Origin of the sequence: Mesorhizobium sp. IMUNJ 23033, assembly GCF_044778005.1 — a bacterium.
Classification (GTDB): Bacteria; Pseudomonadota; Alphaproteobacteria; order Rhizobiales; family Rhizobiaceae; genus Mesorhizobium; species Mesorhizobium amorphae_A.
In genome coordinates, this window is sequence record NZ_JBJACT010000001.1 from 623,586 (window position 1) to 641,442 (window position 17,857).

The following is a 17,857-nucleotide window of genomic DNA, read 5'->3' on the forward strand; positions in this document are numbered from 1 at the left end:
TGTTGCTTCAGCCTACTCGCTGACGATGCCGGCCGGCGCGGTCTCTATTCTGAACGCGGCCGATATCAGCGCCCGAGTATAGTCGGTTTGCGGGTTTCCAAAAATCTGTTCGGAAGGCCCGGCTTCGACAATTTGGCCATTGCGCATGACGATGACGTCGTTGGCAAGCGCGCGGATGACTTTCAGATCGTGGCTGATGAACAGATAGGCCAGATCATGCTTGGCCTGCAGGCTGCGCAGCAGGTCGACGACCTGCGCCTGAACGCTCATGTCGAGCGCCGAGGTCGGCTCGTCCAGCATGACGAAGCGAGGGTTGAGCACCATGGCGCGCGCGATGGCGACGCGCTGACGCTGGCCGCCGGAGAATTCGTGCGGATAGCGGTTGCGGGTGGCCGGATCGAGCCCAACCTCCTTCAATACGTCGACGACGCGCTCGTCACGCTGGTCCGGCGACAGTTTCGGCTCGTGAATCTTCAGCCCTTCCTCGATGATCTCGGACACCGACATGCGCGGGCTGAGCGAGCCGAACGGATCCTGGAAGACGATCTGCAACTCGCGCCGGAGCGGCCGCATGGCGTTGAAGGACAGCTGGTTGATGTCGCGACCGTTGAACTGGATGGTTCCGGTCGACGAGATCATCCTGGCCAGCGCCAGGCCGAGTGTCGTCTTGCCCGAGCCGGATTCGCCGACGACGCCGAGCGTCTGACCGGCGCGCACGGTGACGTCGATGCCGTCGACCGCCTTCACATTGTCGACGGTGCGGCGGAAGAAGCCCTTCTTGATCGGAAACCAGACCTTTATGTCGCTGCCCGTCATCACCGGCTTGGCGGTCGCGTTGGCGGCCGGCGGCTTGCCCTTCGGCTCGGCGGCCAGCAAATGCTTGGTATAGGCGTGCTGCGGGTTCGCAAAGATATCCTTGGTCGGTCCGGTCTCGACGATCTTGCCCTTGGTCATCACGCAGACCCGGTCGGCGATCTTCCTGACGATGCCGAGATCGTGAGTGATGAACAGCATCGACATGCCCTTGCGGCTCTTCAGCCCCGCCAGCAGTTCGAGGATCTGCGCCTGCACGGTGACGTCGAGCGCCGTCGTTGGCTCGTCGGCGATCAAAAGCTCCGGCTCGTTGGCCAAAGCCATGGCGATCATGACGCGCTGGCGCTGGCCGCCAGACAGCTGGTGCGGATAGGCGTCGAGCCGCTTCTGCGGCTCGCGGATGCCGACCTCGTTGAGCAGTTCCAGGGTGCGTGCCCTGGCCTGGCGGTCGCCGAGGCCCTGGTGCAGCTTCAGCACTTCGACGATCTGCTGCTCGATCGTGTGCAGCGGATTGAGCGAGGTCATCGGCTCCTGGAAGATCATGGTGATCTTGTTGCCGCGCACCTGGCGAAGCTGCTTCTCGCCCATGGCAAGCAGGTCGGCACCATGGAACAGGATCTTTCCCGACGGGTGGCTGGCGCTCGGATAGGGCAGCAGCTTCAGAACCGACAGCGCCGAGACCGACTTGCCGGAGCCGGACTCGCCGACCAGCGCCACCGTCTCGCCCTTGGCGATGTCGAAGGAGATGTGGTCGACGGCCATCGACTGGCTGCCACCTTGCGCGAAGGCGACGCTGAGGCCGCGGACGGAGAGCAGGGCGTCGCTCATTTGAACGTCTTGCGCGGGTCGAAGGCGTCGCGCGTCGCCTCACCGACGAAGACCAGCAGCGACAGCATCAGCGAGATGACGACGAAGCCGGAAATGCCGAGCCATGGCGCGTTGAGGTTGCGCTGCGCCTGCTTTAGCAATTCGCCGAGCGAGGCGGAGCCGGGCGGCAGGCCGAAGCCGAGATAATCGAGCGAGGTCAGCGTCGAGATAGATCCGCTGAGCAGGAACGGCAGGAAGGTCAGCGTCGCCACCATGGCGTTGGGCAAAAGATGGCGGAACATTATGGTGAGGTTGCGCACGCCGAGCGCGCGCGCCGCGTTGACATATTCGAAGTTGCGAGCGCGCAGGAACTCGGCCCTGACCACGCCGACCAGCGCCACCCAGGAGAACAACAGCATCAGCCCAAGCAGGATGAAGAAGCCGGGCGGCAGGATGGCGGCGACGATGAGCAGCAGATAGAGCACCGGGATCGCCGACCAGATTTCGATGAAGCGCTGGAACAGAAGGTCGGTCCAGCCGCCGAAATAGCCTTGCACGGCGCCGGCCGCGACGCCGATCAGCGCCGAACCGAAGGTCAGGATCAGGCCGAACAGCACCGAGATCCTGAACCCGTAGATCACGCGCGCCAGCACGTCGCGCGCCTGGTCGTCAGTGCCCAGCCAGTTCCAGTTGCCGACGATGCAATTGGGGTCGGCAGCACCTTGTGGATACTGGCTGCAGCGCTTCGTGGCGTCATATTGCCAGGAAGGCTTGGCGGGTGCTGCCTCCGGGATGGCGTTGTTGACGGTCTGGTAGGAGTAGCGCACCGGCGGCCAGATCATCCAGCCATTGGCGTTGATCTCGTCCTGGATGACCGGATCGCGATAATCGGTGACCGCGTAGAATCCGCCGAACTTCTCTTCCGGATAGGCGACCAGAACCGGAAACAGGATCTCGCCCTTGTAGGAAGCGATGATCGGCTTGTCGTTGGCGATCAATTCGGAAAACAGCGACAGCACGAACAGGAACAGGAAGATCCACAGCGACCAGTAGCCGCGCCGGTTGGCCCTGAAGTTCTGCAGGCGCCGCTTGTTGAGCGGCGACAGCCAGGGCCGGGCGATCCGTTCCGGCGCCGTGCCGGCAGCGGCCTCTGCCATCAGACGTCTCTCCGCTCGAAATCGATGCGCGGATCGACCCAGGTGTAGATCAGGTCCGACAACAGGCCGACGAACAGGCCAAGCAGCGAGAAGATATAGAGATTGGCGAACACCACCGGATAGTCGCGCTCGACCACCGACCTGAAGCCGAGCAGGCCGAGGCCGTCGAGCGAGAAGATGTTCTCGATCAGCAGAGAGCCGGTGAAAAAGGCCGAGATAAAGGCGCCGGGGAAGCCGGCGATGACGATCAGCATGGCGTTGCGGAAGACATGGCCGTAGAGCACCTTCCGCTCCGACAGGCCCTTGGCGCGCGCGGTCACCACATACTGCTTGCGGATCTCCTCGAGGAACGAGTTCTTGGTCAAAAGTGTCGTCGTCGCGAAGGCCGACAGCACCAGCGCCGTCAGCGGCAAGGTCATGTGCCAGAAATAGTCGACGATCTTGCCTGACCAGGACAGCTGATCCCAATTGTCGGAGGTGAGGCCGCGCAACGGAAACCAGTCCCAGAAGGATCCGCCGGCAAACAGCACCATCAGCATGATGCCAAACAGGAAGCCGGGAATGGCATAGCCGACGATCACCACCCCGCTGGTCCAGACGTCGAAGGTCGAGCCGTCCTTGACCGCCTTGCGGATGCCGAGCGGGATCGAGATCAGGTAGGACAGAAGCGTGATCCACAATCCGATCGAAATCGACACCGGCATCTTTTCCAGGATCAGGTCGAGCACCGAAATGTCTCGGAAATAGCTGTCGCCGAAATCGAAGCGCGCATAGTTCCACAGCATCATGCCGAAGCGCTCGAGCGGCGGCTTGTCGAAGCCGAACTGCTTTTCCAGCTTCTTGATGAATTCGGGGTCGAGCCCCTGCGCGCCGCGATATTTCGAGCTGACGTCTCCGGCCACATCGACATTGCTGCCGCTGGCATCGCCACCGCCACCACCGAGCCGGTCGCTGCCACCCTGGTTGGTCAGCCTGGCGATGACCTGTTCGACCGGCCCGCCGGGCGCGAACTGGATGACGGCGAACGATATCGCCATGATGCCGAACAGTGTCGGGATCATCAGAAGGATGCGGCGGAGTATATAGGCGCCCATCAGGCTGCCGGCCCTGCGCGAACTGGAATGTCAGGCTTTGCCAATTTTTGCCGCCTTGCCCTTGTCGAACCACCACAGCGCTTCGACCGGAAAGCCGAAATCGGGTTTTTGCTCGGGAAAGCCGAACATGTCCCAATAGGCGCTTCGGTGATTCGCCAGGAACCAACTTGGAATCCAATCGCGCCGCGCACGCAAGGCCCGATCGAGTGCCCGCATTGCAACGGTCAGGCTTTCGCGGTCCTTGGCGGCGCCAACCGCGTCGATCAGTACGTCGATGGCGGGGCTCGATATGCCGGGAAGATTGCGCGACCCGGACACTGTCGCCGTGCTCGAATGGAAGAAGATTTCGAGATCATCTCGAGTCGGTGTCGCCGAAAACGAGAAGGCGACCGAGATCAGGTCGAAATCGAAGGTCGACTGCCTGAGCTGATATTGCGCTGGATCGACCAGTCTTATCGTGGCGTCGATGCCGACCGCCCTCATGTTGGCGATCCAGGGCGAATAGACCTTCACGAAGGTGTCGTCGTCGACGAGGAATTCGGCTGACAGCCGCCCGCCCTTTTCGTTGACAGCGAAATCGCCGGAACGTTTCCAGCCTGCCTCGGCGAGAAGTTTCGCGGCCTTCCCCAGCATCTTGCGATCCCGCCCTGAGCCGTCCGAGGCAGGCTGCGTCACCGCCTCGCCGAAGGTCTTCGGCGGCAGCTTGTCACGCAGCGGCTCCAGCAGAGCGAGTTCTTCAGGCGAAGGCATGCCTTCGGCGCGATAGTCCGACTTCTCGAAGCAGGATTGCGAGCGCTCGTAGGAACCGTAGAAGAAGTTGCGCCGTGTCCATTCGAAGTCGAAGCAGAGCGCAATCGCCTGCCTCACACGCGCGTCGCGAAACTGCTCGCGCCGCTGGTTGACGGCGGTGGCCTGCATGGAAGGGACTGTTTCAGCGGGAAATTCGTGCTTGACCACCTTGCCGGCAGTGAAGGCCGGAAAGTCATAGGCCGTCGCCCAGACCCGCGAGGTGAACTCCTCCCGGTAGAGGATCTCGCCCTTCTTGAAAGCCTCGAAACCGGCGGTGCGGTCCTGGTAGAACTCGATGCGGATGCGATCGAAATTGTTCTGGCCGCGATTGACCGGGAGATCCTTGCCCCAATAGTCGGCGACACGTTCATATTCGATCCACGACCCCGCCGACCACCGCCCGACCTTGTAGGCGCCGCAGCCGAGCGGAGGGTTCAGTTGCGAGGAATCGAAGGGATTAGCGCTGTAGAAGGCCTTCGACAGGATCGGGAATTCGGCGACGTTGAGGATGGTGCGAACGGAGTGCTTGCCGGAAAAGCTAAGCCTGAGCGTGCGCGGATCGACAGCGACCGCATCCTCCAGATGCGTCAGCGACAATGACAGGTCGGGATGACCCTTTTCCTTGAACAGCTTGAAGGTAAAGGCCGCGTCCTCGGCGGTCAGCGACGTGCCGTCGTGGAAGCGCGCCTCGGACCGGAGCGAGAATTCGAAGTTCTTGCGGTCGTCCGAAATGGTCACGCCGTCGGCAATCAGGCCGTAGATGGCGTCCGGCTCGTCCAGCGCCCTGGCCATCAGCGAATCGAAGCACATCCCCATGCGTGGCGGCGCGTCGCCCTTCGGTGTGAAGGAATTCAGCGTGTTGAAGGTCTCTGTGTTCTGATTATAGCCCCAGTTGGGCGGCGAGAAGTTGAAGGTGCCGCCTTGCGGCGCATCGACATTGACATAGTCGAAATGGGCAAAATCAGGCTTGTATTTGAGGTCACCGAAAGCCGACAGGCCGTGCATCTTGACGCCGGTCGGAATGGCGGCGAAGGCGCGGCCGGGCAGCAGCGCCGCCGCGCTGGCCGCGGCGCTAAGCGCCAGGACGTCGCGGCGGGTCGCCATAAATTGCCGCCCCATCAATTGCTGCCCTTGTATTTCGCGGCCAGCGCCTTTTCCTTCTCGGGATCGATCCACCAGGAATCGGTGTCGGCACCCCTGTAACCCGGCTGCTTTTCCGGAATGCCGAACTTGTTCCAATAGGCGAGCCACACAACGGCCCGATAGTATTGCGGCACGACATAGTAGTTCCACAAAAGCACCCGATCGAGCGCATGGGTGGCCGCGACCAAATCGTCCCGGTCGGTGGCGAAGATGATGCGGTCGACAAGGGCGTCGACGACCGGGTTCTTGATGCCGGAGTAATTGCGCGATCCCGGCGTATCGGCGGCCTTCGAGCTCCAGAAGTCGCGCTGTTCATTCCCAGGTGATTCCGACTGCCCAAGCTGCCCGATGACGACGTCGTAATCGAAATGGTTGACGCGGTTGATGTACTGGGTCTGGTCGATCATTCGTAGCGTAGCGTCGACGCCGATCTTGCGCAGATTGGCGATGTACGGGCTGGAGATGACCTGGTCCGTGTCGTTCGTGCCGAGGATCTCGAACTTGAACGGCTCACCGGTCTTGGCGTTGACCATCTTGCCGCCCTTGATCACCCAACCGGCCTTGGCGAACAGGTCGACGGCCTGCTTCAGATACTTCCGTTCTGCTTGCGGTGAATCGTAGACCGGCAGCTTGAATTCCTGCGTGAACAGTTCCGGCGGCAGCTTGTCGCGGTACTTTTCCAGGATTTCCAGTTCCTTGCCTTGCGGCAGGCCGCTTGAGGCCAGCTCCGTGCCCTGGAAATAGCTTTGGGTACGGGTGTTGAAACCGTAGAACAGCGTGCGGTTCATCGTCTCGAAGTCGAAGGGATAGGTCAGCGCGGCGCGCACCAGACGATCTTGAAAGAGCGGACGCCTCTGGTTGAGCATGAAAGCCTGCATCGGCTCGGGCGATGTGGTCTTGAATTCCTGCTTGATGACATCGCCGGCCTTGACCGCCGGAAAATCATAGAATGTCTTCCAGCGCTTCGAACTGTTTTCCGGCTTGATGTCGTCAAATCCGCCCTTGGTGAAAGCCTGCCAGGCGGCGTTGTCGTCGAGGATGTAGGTGAAGCGCTGGGTGTCGAAATTCTCGCGGCCGATCTTCACCGGCAGCTTGACGCCCCAATAGTCGGGCACGCGCTGCCAGACGATTTCCGAACCCGGCTTGAAGCTGGCGATCTTGTAGGCGGCGGAGCCGATTGGCACTTCCAGCGTCGGTTTGGTGACGTCGCGCTTCTTGCCGTTGGCGTCGGTGCCTTCCCACCAGTGTTTGGGCAGCACGGCGAGGTCGCCGAGGATTTTCGGCAGCTCGCGGTTGCCTTTCTGGTTGAAATGGAATTCGACCTCGCGGTCCGAGACAGCGACCGCATCGGTGACGTTCTCGAAATAGCGGCTGTATTGCGGGCTGTTGGCCTTCAGCACCTGGAACGACCAGATCACGTCGTCGACGGTGATCGGCTGGCCGTCATGCCATTTTGCCCGCGGATCCAGCCGATAGGTCGCCGAAGAATAATCGGCCGGGTATTTGTAGGCGTCGGCAATCAGCGGGTGGCTGACGCTGCCTTCGTCGGTCGCCTGATCCATCAGCGTGTCGTAGAGCAGGCCGCCACCGAAGGGTACGAGGCCGGCCGCCGGCGACCCCTGCACGATGTAGGGGTTGAAGCTGTCGAACGTGCCAAGCTGGACCGAGTTGTAGGTGCCGCCCTTGGGCGCGTCGGGATTGACGTAGTCGTAGTGCTGGAAATTGTCGCCGTATTTGGACGGGCCGATCAGCGAAGAGGTGGTGCGCCATTCATCCGAGAAGGCCGCCTGCAGGCCGCCGGCAAGGGCGGTCGCGACCAGCATGGATTTGAGAAGCGTTCGGCCAACCGTCATGCGTTCTCCTCTTTGCGATGCACGTCCACAGGCAATCTAGATCATTTGACGCCCATGAAAACCGCAATGGTCGGGCTTTGTCGCCGCATATGCGGTTTTCCTAACAGAAAAGCCGGGCTGAACCCGGCTTTTCTGTGAATGTCCGCATGACAAATTCGTTATTATTTGGCGGGTGCTGCACCTTCGGCCGGCTTTGCCGGAGCGGCTGGCGCCGGTGCTGCCGGTGCCGCACCTTCGGCGGGCTTGGCCGGCGCGGTTGCGTCGGCGGCGGCACCTGGCGCCGGCAGCGGCTTTGGATTGTCGGACAGCGTACGCAGATAGGCGATGACGTTGGCGCGGTCCTCATCCTTCGCCAGGCCGGCGAAACCCATTGCCGTGCCCTTCACGAACTTCTTCGGCGAAAGGAGGAAGTGGTTGAGGTTGTCGTAGGTCCACTTCTCGGCGCCGCCCTTGGAGAAATCCTTCATGCCGGCCGAATAGGCAAAGCCCTCATGCTCGGCCACCGGGCGGTCGACAAGATCCCAAAGGTCGGGGCCAACCTTGTTCGGGCCGCCCTTTTCGCCGGTATGGCAAGCCTGGCATTTCTTGAACACGGCAGCGCCCGCCTCGGCATTGGCGGTGGCTAAAAGATCGGCGATCGGCTTGGCTTCCGCCGCCGGGCCAGCCGCGCCGCCTTCGGCGGGCTCGGTCGCCTCGATGGCGAAGCCGGGCTTTTCGGGCGCGGGCGAAGCAAACAGCGCGTCGGAGACGATGCCGACGGAAAAGACGATGAAACAGGTGCCAAGGAATCCGGCGAGCAGCTTGTTGACTTCGTTGGAATCCATGCGCCCCTTGCTCCCTTTTCCGGCGGACCGACCGTCCACTCCGTCCGTCGGTATCGTGGCCCGCCCAGCTGGGGCGGTCAAATCGGGCGGAAACTAGGTCTTTTGCTCTGGCGTTGCAACACCTATAAGGGCGCTTCCAGTGAGACCTTTTGCCACTTTCCCATCCGCTTTTCCAACGCCCCACAACCTCGATGTCCACGCTCATCCTCATCCCGGCCCGCATGGCCTCGACCCGCCTGCCGGGCAAGCCGCTGGCCGACATTGCCGGCGCGCCGATGATCGTGCAGGTCGCCCGCCGCGGCGCCGAGGCCGGGCTTGGGCGGGTTGTGGTGGCGACGGATAGCGAAGCCGTGGCGGAAGCGGTGCGTTCGCACGGTTTCGAGGCGGTCATGACCCGAGACGATCACCAATCCGGCTCCGACCGCATCTTCGAGGCGCTGACCGTCATCGACCCCGACCGCAAGGTCGAAACCATCGTCAATGTCCAGGGCGATCTGCCGACGATCGAGCCTGAGATCATCGGCGCGGCGCTAAAGCCTTTCGAGAACGCATCGGTCGACATCGCCACGCTCGGTGTAGAGATCGTCCGCGACGAGGAAAAGACCAATCCGAACGTCGTCAAGATCGTCGGGTCGCCGCTGTCGGCGACGCGGCTCAGGGCGCTCTATTTCACCCGCGCCACAGCGCCCTGGGGCGAGGGGCCGCTGTATCATCACATCGGCCTTTACGCCTATCGGCGCTCGGCGCTCGAGCGCTTCGTCGCCCTGAAGCCGTCGCCGCTGGAGCGGCGCGAGCGGCTGGAGCAATTGCGGGCGCTGGAAGCCGGCATGCGCATCGACGCCGAGATCGTCCAGTCGCTGCCGCTCGGCGTCGACACGCCGGAAGATCTCGAACGCGCCAGAGAAATCCTTTCAAACTGAGATTTGGGCATGCCTGAAAAGACCAACAGAATATCCTTCCAGGGCGAGCCGGGCGCCAATTCCGACACCGCCTCCCGCAACATGTTCCCGGCGATGGAACCGTTGCCGTGCCCGACCTTCGAGGATGCCTTCAACGCGGTCGAGACCGGCAAGGCCGAGCTCGCCATGATCCCGATCGAGAACACCATCGCCGGGCGCGTCGCCGACATCCATCATCTGCTGCCGGAATCGAAGCTGCACATCGTCGGCGAATATTTCCTGCCGATCCACTTCCAGCTGATGGTGCTGCCGGGTGTGAAGCGCGAAGAGATCAAGACCGTGCACAGCCACATCCATGCGCTCGGTCAGTGCCGCAAATACATCCGCAAGAATGGCTGGAAGCCGGTGGTCGCCGGCGACACGGCGGGTTCGGCGAAGCTGGTTTCCGAGGTCAAGGACCGCACCATGGCGTCGCTCGCCCCGGCGCTGGCCGCAGAGCTCTACGGGCTCGATATCATCGAGAAAAATGTCGAGGACACCGACTCGAACGTCACCCGCTTCGTCGTGCTGACCAAGAACAAGCACTGGGCTGAGCGCCCGGCGCCGGACGTCAAGATGATGACAACCTTCATCTTCCGCGTCCGCAACGTGCCGGCCGCGCTCTACAAGGCCATGGGCGGTTTCGCCACCAACGGCATCAACATGACCAAGCTCGAGAGCTATCAGCTCGGCGCCTTCACCGCGACGCTGTTCTACGCCGATATCGAGGGCCATCCCGACGATCCGCTGGTCAAGCTGGCGCTCGACGAGCTGCGCTTCTTCTCGCGCGAAATGCGCATCCTCGGCGTCTATCCTGCCAGCCAGTCACGCGAGCAGTGGAAGGTGGCCGACTAGCTCCCTCGTTTGAACGGGATCGTCCGCGGTCGGTGGACTGCGCACGCTCAGCTCTTGCCGTCGAAGGATCGATCCGAACCAATGAGCCGTGCGATCCTGTCGATCGTCGCGCGTACCTCCGGCAATTTGCGATCATCGCCATGCACCACCAGCCACTGTTCATGTGACAGATCCTCGATCACATCATCGGTGCGAACCAGATCGTTGTGGGCGTCGCCAACGAAGCAGGGCAATACCACATGGCCGGCGCCGGCAAGCGCGAGGTCGAGGAGCGAGCGCGGCTGAGTGACTTCAAAGCGTATTTGATCTCGTCTGTTGGCGCGCACCCAGATTGCCGATGGCGTGTTCACCGTAGCCGCGATCCAATCAGCCTTTCGAACCGCATTCGGATGCGCGTAGGGAGCAAATGCGACGGTCTTTGTCCTGCGAGCCGCAACTCCCGGCTCGGACGGCCTCCGGTTCCGAATCCCGATCAATGCCTCGCGCCTGCCTATGCTCTGCACCTCTTCAACGGCGCTGAAGACAATATTCCGGTCGCTCAGCCCCAGTTTTTCGATGTTGCGTGCCAGGTACCAGGTCATCCAGGTGCCGGCGGACACACGGATGGGCGCCGACACGTTTCGTCGCGAGAACTCCCTGGCGATATCCAGGAACCGTTGCTCGATGGTCTCTGCCTGCGATGTCAGCGCTCGACCTGCCGCCGTCAACTCATAGCCGGATGGCAGCCGAGAGAACAACTCGGCGCCCAATGCCCGCTCAAGATCGACGACATGCCGGCTCAGCGTCGCCGCACTCTGACCTACAGCCTTGGCTGCGGACGAAAGGCTCCCATCGCGCGCAACCGCCAGAAAGATCCTCAGATCAGACCAGTCGATATCTGTTTCATTCATGCACTGCCCTCTCCATTTTTGCCGACTCCCATCTGAGGTCGGTCTGGCGCCATATCAAGACCGGGTGGCCTGCGGAGAACATGATATGGCAATGAGAATTCACCTGGGATCGCGGATCGGCATGGGCTGCTGGGCAATCGGCGGTCACTTCTGGTCAGGAGAGACACCGGTCGGATATTCCGGCGCTGACGACAGCCAATCCGTGGAAACCATTCATGCGGCATGGGATGGTGGAATTCGGCTCTTCGATACGTCGGCGGTGTATGGAGCCGGCCACTCGGAGGAGCTTTTGGGCGAGGCGCTCGCCGGCCGTTCGGAAGCAATTATCGTGTCGAAATTCGGCCATTCCTTCGATCGGGTTTCCCGCCAGATGACCGGCCCGAGGTTCGACCCCGACTATGTGCGCTGGTCGGTTGCTGAGAGCCTCCGCCGACTGGGCCGCGATTGCATCGACGTGATGTTGCTTCACCTCAATGATCTTGCGATCGAAGATGCGGCACCAGCGTTCGAGGTCCTGGAGCAACTTGTCCAGGCTGGCGATATTCGAAGCTATGGCTGGAGCACGGACTTTCCGCCAAGCGTCGAAGCCTTCGCTGACCGGAGCGGCTTTTCAACGGTCCAGCATGCGATGAACGTCTTCTTCGATGCGCCGTCCATTTGCAAAACCGCATGTGACAACGGCTTGGCGCAGCTGATCCGGTCGCCGCTCGCCATGGGCGTGTTGACGGGGAAATTCTCGGATGGACGGTCGGTTCCATCGGACGATGTCAGGTCGGTTCCTGCCGATTGGCAGCTATACTTTGAAGCTTCGCGCGCCCGTTACGACTTGACCAGGCAGATCGATGCAATCCGCGATCTGCTCACCACTGGTGGGCGGACGCTCGGTCAGGGGGCCTTGTGCTGGCTGCTGTCGAAAGGTGGCGACATTCACCCCATCCCTGGCGCAAAAACGCCCAGGCAGGCTGTCGAGAACGCCGCGGCGATGGAATTTGGGCCGCTGTCAGAGACCGTGATGGCTGAGATCGAAACCATTCTCCAAAGACCGCCAGAAGGTGAGTTTCGCGCTCGATAGCTGCCGCTTCGTTGTGGCTTCGCGTGGCCACTTTGGGCGGGATCCTAGCTCCAGCCGAGCGGCACGTAGTCGATCTCCATGAACGCCTCGACCTCCGGCAGCCAACGGTCGCGGACGAAGGCGACGTGATCGGGGTGGTCGTTGTACCGCGTATAGGCGGCCTGGTCGGCGAACTCCATCGAGAAGCCGAAGCGATAGTCGTTCTTCGGGCTGACCTGCCGCAACTGCTCGAAATGGGTGACGCCCTTGATCGCGGTGAGGATCCTCTTGGCGTCGGCGAGGAACCTCTTTTCCTCCAGCGAATGCGGCGCATGCTTCAGCGTGAACACGACGGTATGACGGATCATTTTTCTGCTCCTACTCGCTATCGACCCATGCACGGATGAGGTGGTGGGCGATCGCCCCTTTCGGCGGTGTGATCAGGCCGCCCTCATGCTCGCGGGTTAGCATTAGCCGCACCTCGTCGCGGTAGAACCAGCGGCAGTCTTCGAGCTCATTGAGGTCGGCCTGAATGTCGTCGTTGAGCGGTTCGCCGAAGCAGCCGATCATCAGCGAATAGGGGAACGGCCAGGGCTGGCTGGCGTGGTAGACGACGCGGCCCAGCCGGATGCCGGCCTCTTCCAGCGTTTCGCGGCGCACCGCCGCCTCGATCGTTTCACCCGGCTCGATGAAGCCGGCGAGCGCCGAATACATGCCCGGCCCGAAATGCCGGCCGCGACCGAGCAGGCATTTTTCCGGCGTCACCGTCAGCATGATCGCCACCGGGTCGGTGCGCGGGAAATGCTCGGTGCCGCAGGCCGGGCAGTGCCGCTTGTAGCCGCCCGCCCGCATTTCGGATTCATTGCCGCATTTGCTGCAGAAGCGATGGCTGGCATGCCAGGCCAGCAAGGCCGCGCCTTGCGCTAGCGCGCCGGCCGCCGCCTCGTCGATCAGACCTTGCATATAGACCGAGCGGTAGTCGATGGCCTTGATCGTTTCGGGAAGCTGCTCGGGTTCTATCCCGACCGGCACGGCAAGCACCGGGCCGCTCTCGGAAAAGCCGAGCAGGACACCTTGTGCAAAGGAAGGCTGCAGCAGCCCGCTTTCGGCTACATGGAACCATGGGTCGAACGCACCGTCGCTCAGCTTCAGGTAAAGCCGGCCGCCATGCATCAGCAAAAGCCTTGCCGAAGGGTCGGCCAGCGACTTTTCGACGGAATCGTCGGCGCGGTTCTCGGACTGCCGGTCGATCGTGTTGCCGGCAAAGCCGACGAACTGGCTCGGCTCGCGCAAGGGCGCGTCAAACAGGCGGAAGCTCATGGAGACTCAGAATTGCTCAGGATGGACTCAGGGGTCAGCTTATAACGCCGCCTTGATCGTTTGGGCAAACCGGCGGATGTCGGAGCGTTGGTAGGGCTCGCGCATGCCGTGCCCCCAGACCGGCCCCGGCCAGCCGGGATCGCCCTCCGAGCGCGCGATGACATGGACGTGCAGCTGGCGCACGATATTGCCGAGCGCGCCGGTGTTGATCTTTGTGCAGCCGGTGGTCCTTTTCAGCGCCTGCGCCACCATGTTGGTCTCGAAGGTCAGCATGGCTTGGTCGAGCGGCGTCATGTCGTGGATTTCTTCCACGCCCGGCCGCTGCGGCACCAGGATCAGCCATGGCCAGCGGCGGTCGTTCATGACCCTGAGTTCGCACAGGCCGAGCCACATCAGCTGCTCGCTGTCCGCCTCCAGCCTGGCGTCGAGCGTGAATCCGGCCTTGAGGCCCGGCAGCATCGGCGTTTTCCTCATTTTTATGGGCTTTGCAGCGCTTTTTTGACTCATGAACGCTAGAGCGGCTGCAAGGGGGCTGCAAGCGATTCATTGGCCGGTATTGCGGATTTGAAGGCCTGTCGGGCGAAGAACCTTCCGGCTTCGTGGCGCCGATTCTCGTGCGCCCTTGCATTTCATCGCCGAATTGCCGATATGGAGCCTGGGAGGTTGGTGGTGGACGATCCACTCGCCAACCGGGTCAGGTCCGGAAGGAAGCAGCCCTAACGAGCCCGGAACGGGTCATTGTTCCAGCCTCCCGCCTCTTCGCCTTTCTGTCGCGACATTGACGGCGCCAAGCCGTGCGGGCGAAACTATGCGCAGGAATCGGCCGCCTTCCGTCGCGGTCCTGGGAGCTTTGACGGCGAATGAGCGAAGCCGGAAATTTGGGGCCTGAAAGTCCGCAGACAGGCAAGGCCGGCGCCTATCGCGTCCTGGCGCGCAAATACCGGCCTTCGAATTTCTCCGAGCTGATCGGCCAGGAGCCGATGGTCCGCACGCTGACCAATGCCTTCGCCTCCGGCCGCATCGCCCAGGCCTGGATGCTGACCGGCGTGCGCGGTGTCGGCAAGACGACGACGGCACGCATCCTGGCACGCGCCCTCAACTACAAGACCGCCACCGTCGACCAGCCGTCTGTCGACCTTGCCGTTCTGGGCGAGCATTGCCAGGCGATCATGGAAGGCCGCCATGTCGACGTCATCGAGATGGACGCCGCCTCGCACACCGGCATCGACGACATCAGGGACATCATCGAGCGCGTCCGCTACGCGCCGGTGTCGGCTCGCTACAAGGTCTACATCATCGACGAAGTGCACATGCTCTCCACCCAGGCCTTCAACGGCCTCTTGAAGACGCTGGAAGAGCCGCCGCCGCATGTCAAATTCATCTTCGCCACCACCGAAATCCGCAAGGTGCCGATCACGGTTCTGTCGCGCTGCCAGCGTTTCGATCTCAGGCGCATCGACGCCAGCGCACTGGTCGCGCATCTGACGTCCATTGCCGGCAAGGAAGGCATTGCGGTTGACGACGACGCGCTGGCGATGATCGCTCGCGCCGCCGAAGGCTCGGCCCGCGATTCGCTTTCCATCCTCGACCAGGCGATCGCCCATGGCAGCGGCGCGGTCAGCGCCGAAGCCGTGCGCGCCATGCTTGGCCTGGCCGACCGCGCCCGCATCGTCGACCTGTTCGAGCATGTCATGAAGGGCGACGTCGCGGCGGCACTGGCCGAATTCCGCAACCAATACGACACTGGCGCCGATCCGGCCGCGGTGCTCACCGACCTCGCCGAGTTCAATCATCTGGTTACCCGGCTGCGCTTCGTGCCGACGGCGCTGGATGACGCCTCGCTGTCCGAGGATGAGCGCCGGCGCGGCACCGACTTCGCCGGGACGCTGTCGGTCAGGGTGCTGTCTAGGACATGGCAGATGCTTCTGAAAGGCATCCCCGAGGTGCAGTCGTCCAACCGGCCGGTCAGCGCTGCCGAAATGGTGCTGATCCGTCTCGCGCACGCCGCCGACCTGCCGACGCTGGACGAGGCGCTGAAGTCGCTGGAAGGCGCCGCAGCGGTCCCCAATAGCGCGCCGCGCTCGAATGGAGCCCCCGCAAATCCCGGCAATGGTGGCGGCGCCAGCGCGGTTGCGCAGACGCGCATGCCGACGACCGGCGGTGGCGCACAGACCATGCGGCTGGTCGAGACCGAGCCAATGCCCGCGGCTTTCGTGCCGGCGCCGGAACCCGTCGCGGAGGCGCCGGCTGTTCCGGTGAAATCGCTCGCCGATATCGCCGCCTTGGCCGACACGCATCGCGACATCGCCTTCAAGGTGCTGATCAAGCGCTGCGTGCGCCTGGTGCGCATCGAGCCCGGCCGCATCGACGTCAGCCTGACCGACGACGCGCCGAAGATGCTGCTCAACGAGCTGACGACCAAGCTGCGCGCCTGGACCGGCCGCAACTGGCTGGTGTCGCTGTCGAAGGAAACCGGCGGCCAGACAATGGCCGAGATGGAATCGACGAAACGCGAAAACGCCTTCCTCGATGCCAAGAGCGATCCGACCGTCGCCGCCATCCTGGCGCGCTTTCCCGGCGCTAAGATCATCGACGTACGCATTCCCGACGTGCCGGAAGTCGACGATGCCGATGCCGACCTGCCGGTCGAGCCAGCGGCGGACGACGAAGAAAACTGAAACTGAGGACCTAACGATGAAAGATCTTCTCGGCCTGATGGGCAAGGCGAAGGAAATGCAGGCCAAGTTCCAGGCCATGCAGGACGAGATCGCCACGCTGGAAGCCACCGGCCAGGCCGGCGGCGGCCTGGTCAGTGTTACGCTGACCGGCAAGTTCGAGATGAAGTCGCTGAAGATCGATCCGTCGCTGTTCAAGGAAGACGAGGTCGAGATTCTCGAGGACCTGCTTCTCGCCGCCCACAATGACGCCAAAAATAAGGTTGAGCAGGTCATGCAGGAGAAGACCAAGGCGCTGACGGCAGGCTTGCCGATACCGCCGGGAATGAAATTGCCGTTCTGAGCCGGCTCCGACCAGTTAATTGATTATGAACGAAAATTGGACGCAGAGGCTGTTGTTAAGGCTTTCCCCGGCTTTGTTCACGCTGGCATTTCCGGGCATTTATAAAGTTTTACCTATGCTGCACGAATGCTAATCCTTTAGCCATCTTTTTGCCGTTAAGAGTCTCATTCTTGCCACATCTCGGGGCGGGCTGGCAGCTGAAAATGAGGCATTTTTGTTGATCGCGACGCGATGGAAGACGCCGCTGCTGCTTAGCATCGTCACTTCTCCCCTGTTCCTGGCCGGTTGCAGCCAGACCACCACGCACGGCATGTCGGTCGCCAGCCTGACCAATGCCATCACGCCAAGCTTCCTCAGCACACGCGCCTACGGCCACACGCCGAAGGAAAAGGAGTGCCTGGAGCGGGCGATGTTCTTCGAGTCCAACCGGTCGAGCCGCGACGGCATGATCGCCGTCGGCACGGTGGTGATGAACCGGCTGCGCTCGGGCCAGCATGGCAACACCATCTGCGAAGTCGTTGGCGAGAAGGGCCAGTTCGCCCCCGGCGTGATGACGCGGCCGATGAACTCCAAGGCGATGCCCGATGTCGAGGAAGCCGCCGAGGCGGTGCTCAAGGGCGAGCGCAAGACCAAGCTCAGGAACACGATGTTCTTCCACACCGCCGGCCTGCGCTTCCCCTACAAGAACATGCACTACACGATGGTTGCGGGCGGCAACGCCTTCTATGAGAAGCGCGGCCGCAACTGGAAGCCGCTGCCGGACGAGCCCACGACGATGGTTGCCTCGGTGACGCCTCGGCAGTCAGAGCCCACTGCGCCGGTGACGCTCGTTGCTTCCGCGGAGCCGTTGCCCGGCGTCAAAGCGACCACCGTCAAGGCAACGACTGCCAGGGCGACGGCCGACAAGACAGTTCCCGTCCAGGCAACTTATGTCACTGCAGCAGCGGTGGCGCAGCCGGCGAAATCCTCGCGCGTCGCTGCGGCGGTGAAATCCGCGCCGCCCAAGCAGACCGTTGTGGCGATGCAGGAGCCCATGCAGGAACCGGACGCTTCCCGTTTCGGCGGACCCGCACCCCAGCAGGTCATCACCTCGTTCCCGGCGCCGCAAGAGGCGGCGATGGGGTTCCAGTCGACGCCTGAGAACACCGATGCCATCGGCGCGATGATCGTCAGCCAGAGCCGCCCGCTCGAAGCTTACTAAGGAATGGTCGGCGCCCAGCGTCCTGGCTGGGCGTTTTGGGCGGGCTGACTCTAATGGCAGTATGGCGTGGGGACGCATGGGCGTTGCGCTGTTTCAAAGCGCGC

At 62.5% G+C, this 17,857-nt stretch carries 16 protein-coding genes and 1 other RNA gene; 7 read left to right on the forward strand and 10 right to left on the reverse strand.

The genetic code is table 11. The features are described 5' to 3' along the window. Positions 1-12 precede the first annotated feature (12 nt). The 6 genes from ACFX5Q_RS02935 to ACFX5Q_RS02960 all read right to left on the reverse strand — a co-directional run bounded on the left by ACFX5Q_RS02935 (position 13) and on the right by ACFX5Q_RS02960 (position 8,480). Positions 13-1,641 (reverse strand): ABC transporter ATP-binding protein, encoded by a 1,629-nt coding sequence (locus tag ACFX5Q_RS02935; RefSeq protein ID WP_404275218.1) that lies wholly within the window; start codon positions 1,639-1,641, stop codon positions 13-15. Further along, the gene (locus tag ACFX5Q_RS02940) at positions 1,638-2,777 is read right to left on the reverse strand and encodes an ABC transporter permease (protein ID WP_192179110.1); all 1,140 of its coding nucleotides are present in this window, start codon (positions 2,775-2,777) and stop codon (positions 1,638-1,640) included. The genes ACFX5Q_RS02935 and ACFX5Q_RS02940 overlap by 4 nt, the downstream gene beginning before the upstream one ends. Beyond that, entirely contained in the window at positions 2,777-3,871 is a 1,095-nt protein-coding gene (locus ACFX5Q_RS02945; protein ID WP_192179111.1) for a microcin C ABC transporter permease YejB, read from the reverse strand. The genes ACFX5Q_RS02940 and ACFX5Q_RS02945 overlap by 1 nt, the downstream gene beginning before the upstream one ends. A gap of 30 nt (positions 3,872-3,901) precedes the next feature. Next, the gene (locus tag ACFX5Q_RS02950) at positions 3,902-5,764 is read right to left on the reverse strand and encodes an extracellular solute-binding protein (RefSeq protein WP_404275219.1); all 1,863 of its coding nucleotides are present in this window, start codon (positions 5,762-5,764) and stop codon (positions 3,902-3,904) included. A 14-nt stretch (positions 5,765-5,778) separates the two neighbouring features. Beyond that, positions 5,779-7,656: an extracellular solute-binding protein gene (locus ACFX5Q_RS02955; RefSeq protein ID WP_404275221.1), complete on the reverse strand. Its 1,878-nt coding sequence runs from the start codon at positions 7,654-7,656 to the stop codon at positions 5,779-5,781. 161 nt (positions 7,657-7,817) lie between these two features. Continuing rightward, the gene (locus tag ACFX5Q_RS02960) at positions 7,818-8,480 is read right to left on the reverse strand and encodes a c-type cytochrome (RefSeq protein ID WP_404275223.1); all 663 of its coding nucleotides are present in this window, start codon (positions 8,478-8,480) and stop codon (positions 7,818-7,820) included. Positions 8,481-8,671: 191 nt separating this feature from the next. Between ACFX5Q_RS02960 and ACFX5Q_RS02965 the strand changes: the two genes are divergently transcribed. Beyond that, positions 8,672-9,400 (forward strand): 3-deoxy-manno-octulosonate cytidylyltransferase, encoded by a 729-nt coding sequence (locus tag ACFX5Q_RS02965; protein WP_404275225.1) that lies wholly within the window; start codon positions 8,672-8,674, stop codon positions 9,398-9,400. Positions 9,401-9,409: 9 nt separating this feature from the next. Continuing rightward, a complete protein-coding gene (locus ACFX5Q_RS02970; protein WP_404275227.1) occupies positions 9,410-10,273 on the forward strand; it encodes a prephenate dehydratase in 864 nt (287 codons plus the stop codon). A gap of 47 nt (positions 10,274-10,320) precedes the next feature. On the opposite strand, the gene ACFX5Q_RS02975 is transcribed toward ACFX5Q_RS02970, so the two are convergent. Next, positions 10,321-11,163 carry a LysR family transcriptional regulator gene (locus tag ACFX5Q_RS02975; RefSeq protein WP_404275228.1) on the reverse strand — a complete coding sequence of 281 codons (843 nt, stop codon included), beginning with the start codon at positions 11,161-11,163 and terminating at the stop codon, positions 10,321-10,323. 85 nt (positions 11,164-11,248) lie between these two features. Between ACFX5Q_RS02975 and ACFX5Q_RS02980 the strand changes: the two genes are divergently transcribed. Further along, positions 11,249-12,235 (forward strand): aldo/keto reductase, encoded by a 987-nt coding sequence (locus ACFX5Q_RS02980; protein ID WP_404275229.1) that lies wholly within the window; start codon positions 11,249-11,251, stop codon positions 12,233-12,235. Between the two features lie 44 nt (positions 12,236-12,279). On the opposite strand, the gene ACFX5Q_RS02985 is transcribed toward ACFX5Q_RS02980, so the two are convergent. The 3 genes from ACFX5Q_RS02985 to ACFX5Q_RS02995 are packed head-to-tail and all read right to left on the reverse strand — an operon-like array spanning position 12,280 to position 13,993. Continuing rightward, entirely contained in the window at positions 12,280-12,582 is a 303-nt protein-coding gene (locus ACFX5Q_RS02985) for a Dabb family protein (protein WP_404275230.1), read from the reverse strand. Between the two features lie 10 nt (positions 12,583-12,592). Further along, positions 12,593-13,534 carry an NAD(+) diphosphatase gene (gene nudC / locus ACFX5Q_RS02990; RefSeq protein ID WP_404275232.1) on the reverse strand — a complete coding sequence of 314 codons (942 nt, stop codon included), beginning with the start codon at positions 13,532-13,534 and terminating at the stop codon, positions 12,593-12,595. A gap of 39 nt (positions 13,535-13,573) precedes the next feature. Next, positions 13,574-13,993, reverse strand: a complete 420-nt coding sequence (locus ACFX5Q_RS02995; RefSeq protein WP_404275234.1) for an HIT domain-containing protein — start codon at positions 13,991-13,993, stop codon at positions 13,574-13,576. 199 nt (positions 13,994-14,192) lie between these two features. Between ACFX5Q_RS02995 and ffs the strand changes: the two genes are divergently transcribed. The 4 genes from ffs to ACFX5Q_RS03015 all read left to right on the forward strand — a co-directional run bounded on the left by ffs (position 14,193) and on the right by ACFX5Q_RS03015 (position 17,753). Beyond that, positions 14,193-14,289: signal recognition particle sRNA small type (gene ffs / locus ACFX5Q_RS03000), an RNA gene on the forward strand. Positions 14,290-14,394: 105 nt separating this feature from the next. Further along, a complete protein-coding gene (locus ACFX5Q_RS03005) occupies positions 14,395-16,212 on the forward strand; it encodes a DNA polymerase III subunit gamma/tau (RefSeq protein ID WP_404275235.1) in 1,818 nt (605 codons plus the stop codon). Between the two features lie 16 nt (positions 16,213-16,228). Continuing rightward, positions 16,229-16,552, forward strand: coding sequence for a YbaB/EbfC family nucleoid-associated protein (locus ACFX5Q_RS03010; RefSeq protein ID WP_006199387.1), 324 nt, complete (start codon positions 16,229-16,231; stop codon positions 16,550-16,552). Between the two features lie 217 nt (positions 16,553-16,769). Further along, positions 16,770-17,753, forward strand: a complete 984-nt coding sequence (locus ACFX5Q_RS03015) for a cell wall hydrolase (RefSeq protein WP_404275237.1) — start codon at positions 16,770-16,772, stop codon at positions 17,751-17,753. The last annotated feature ends 104 nt before the right edge of the window (positions 17,754-17,857 follow it).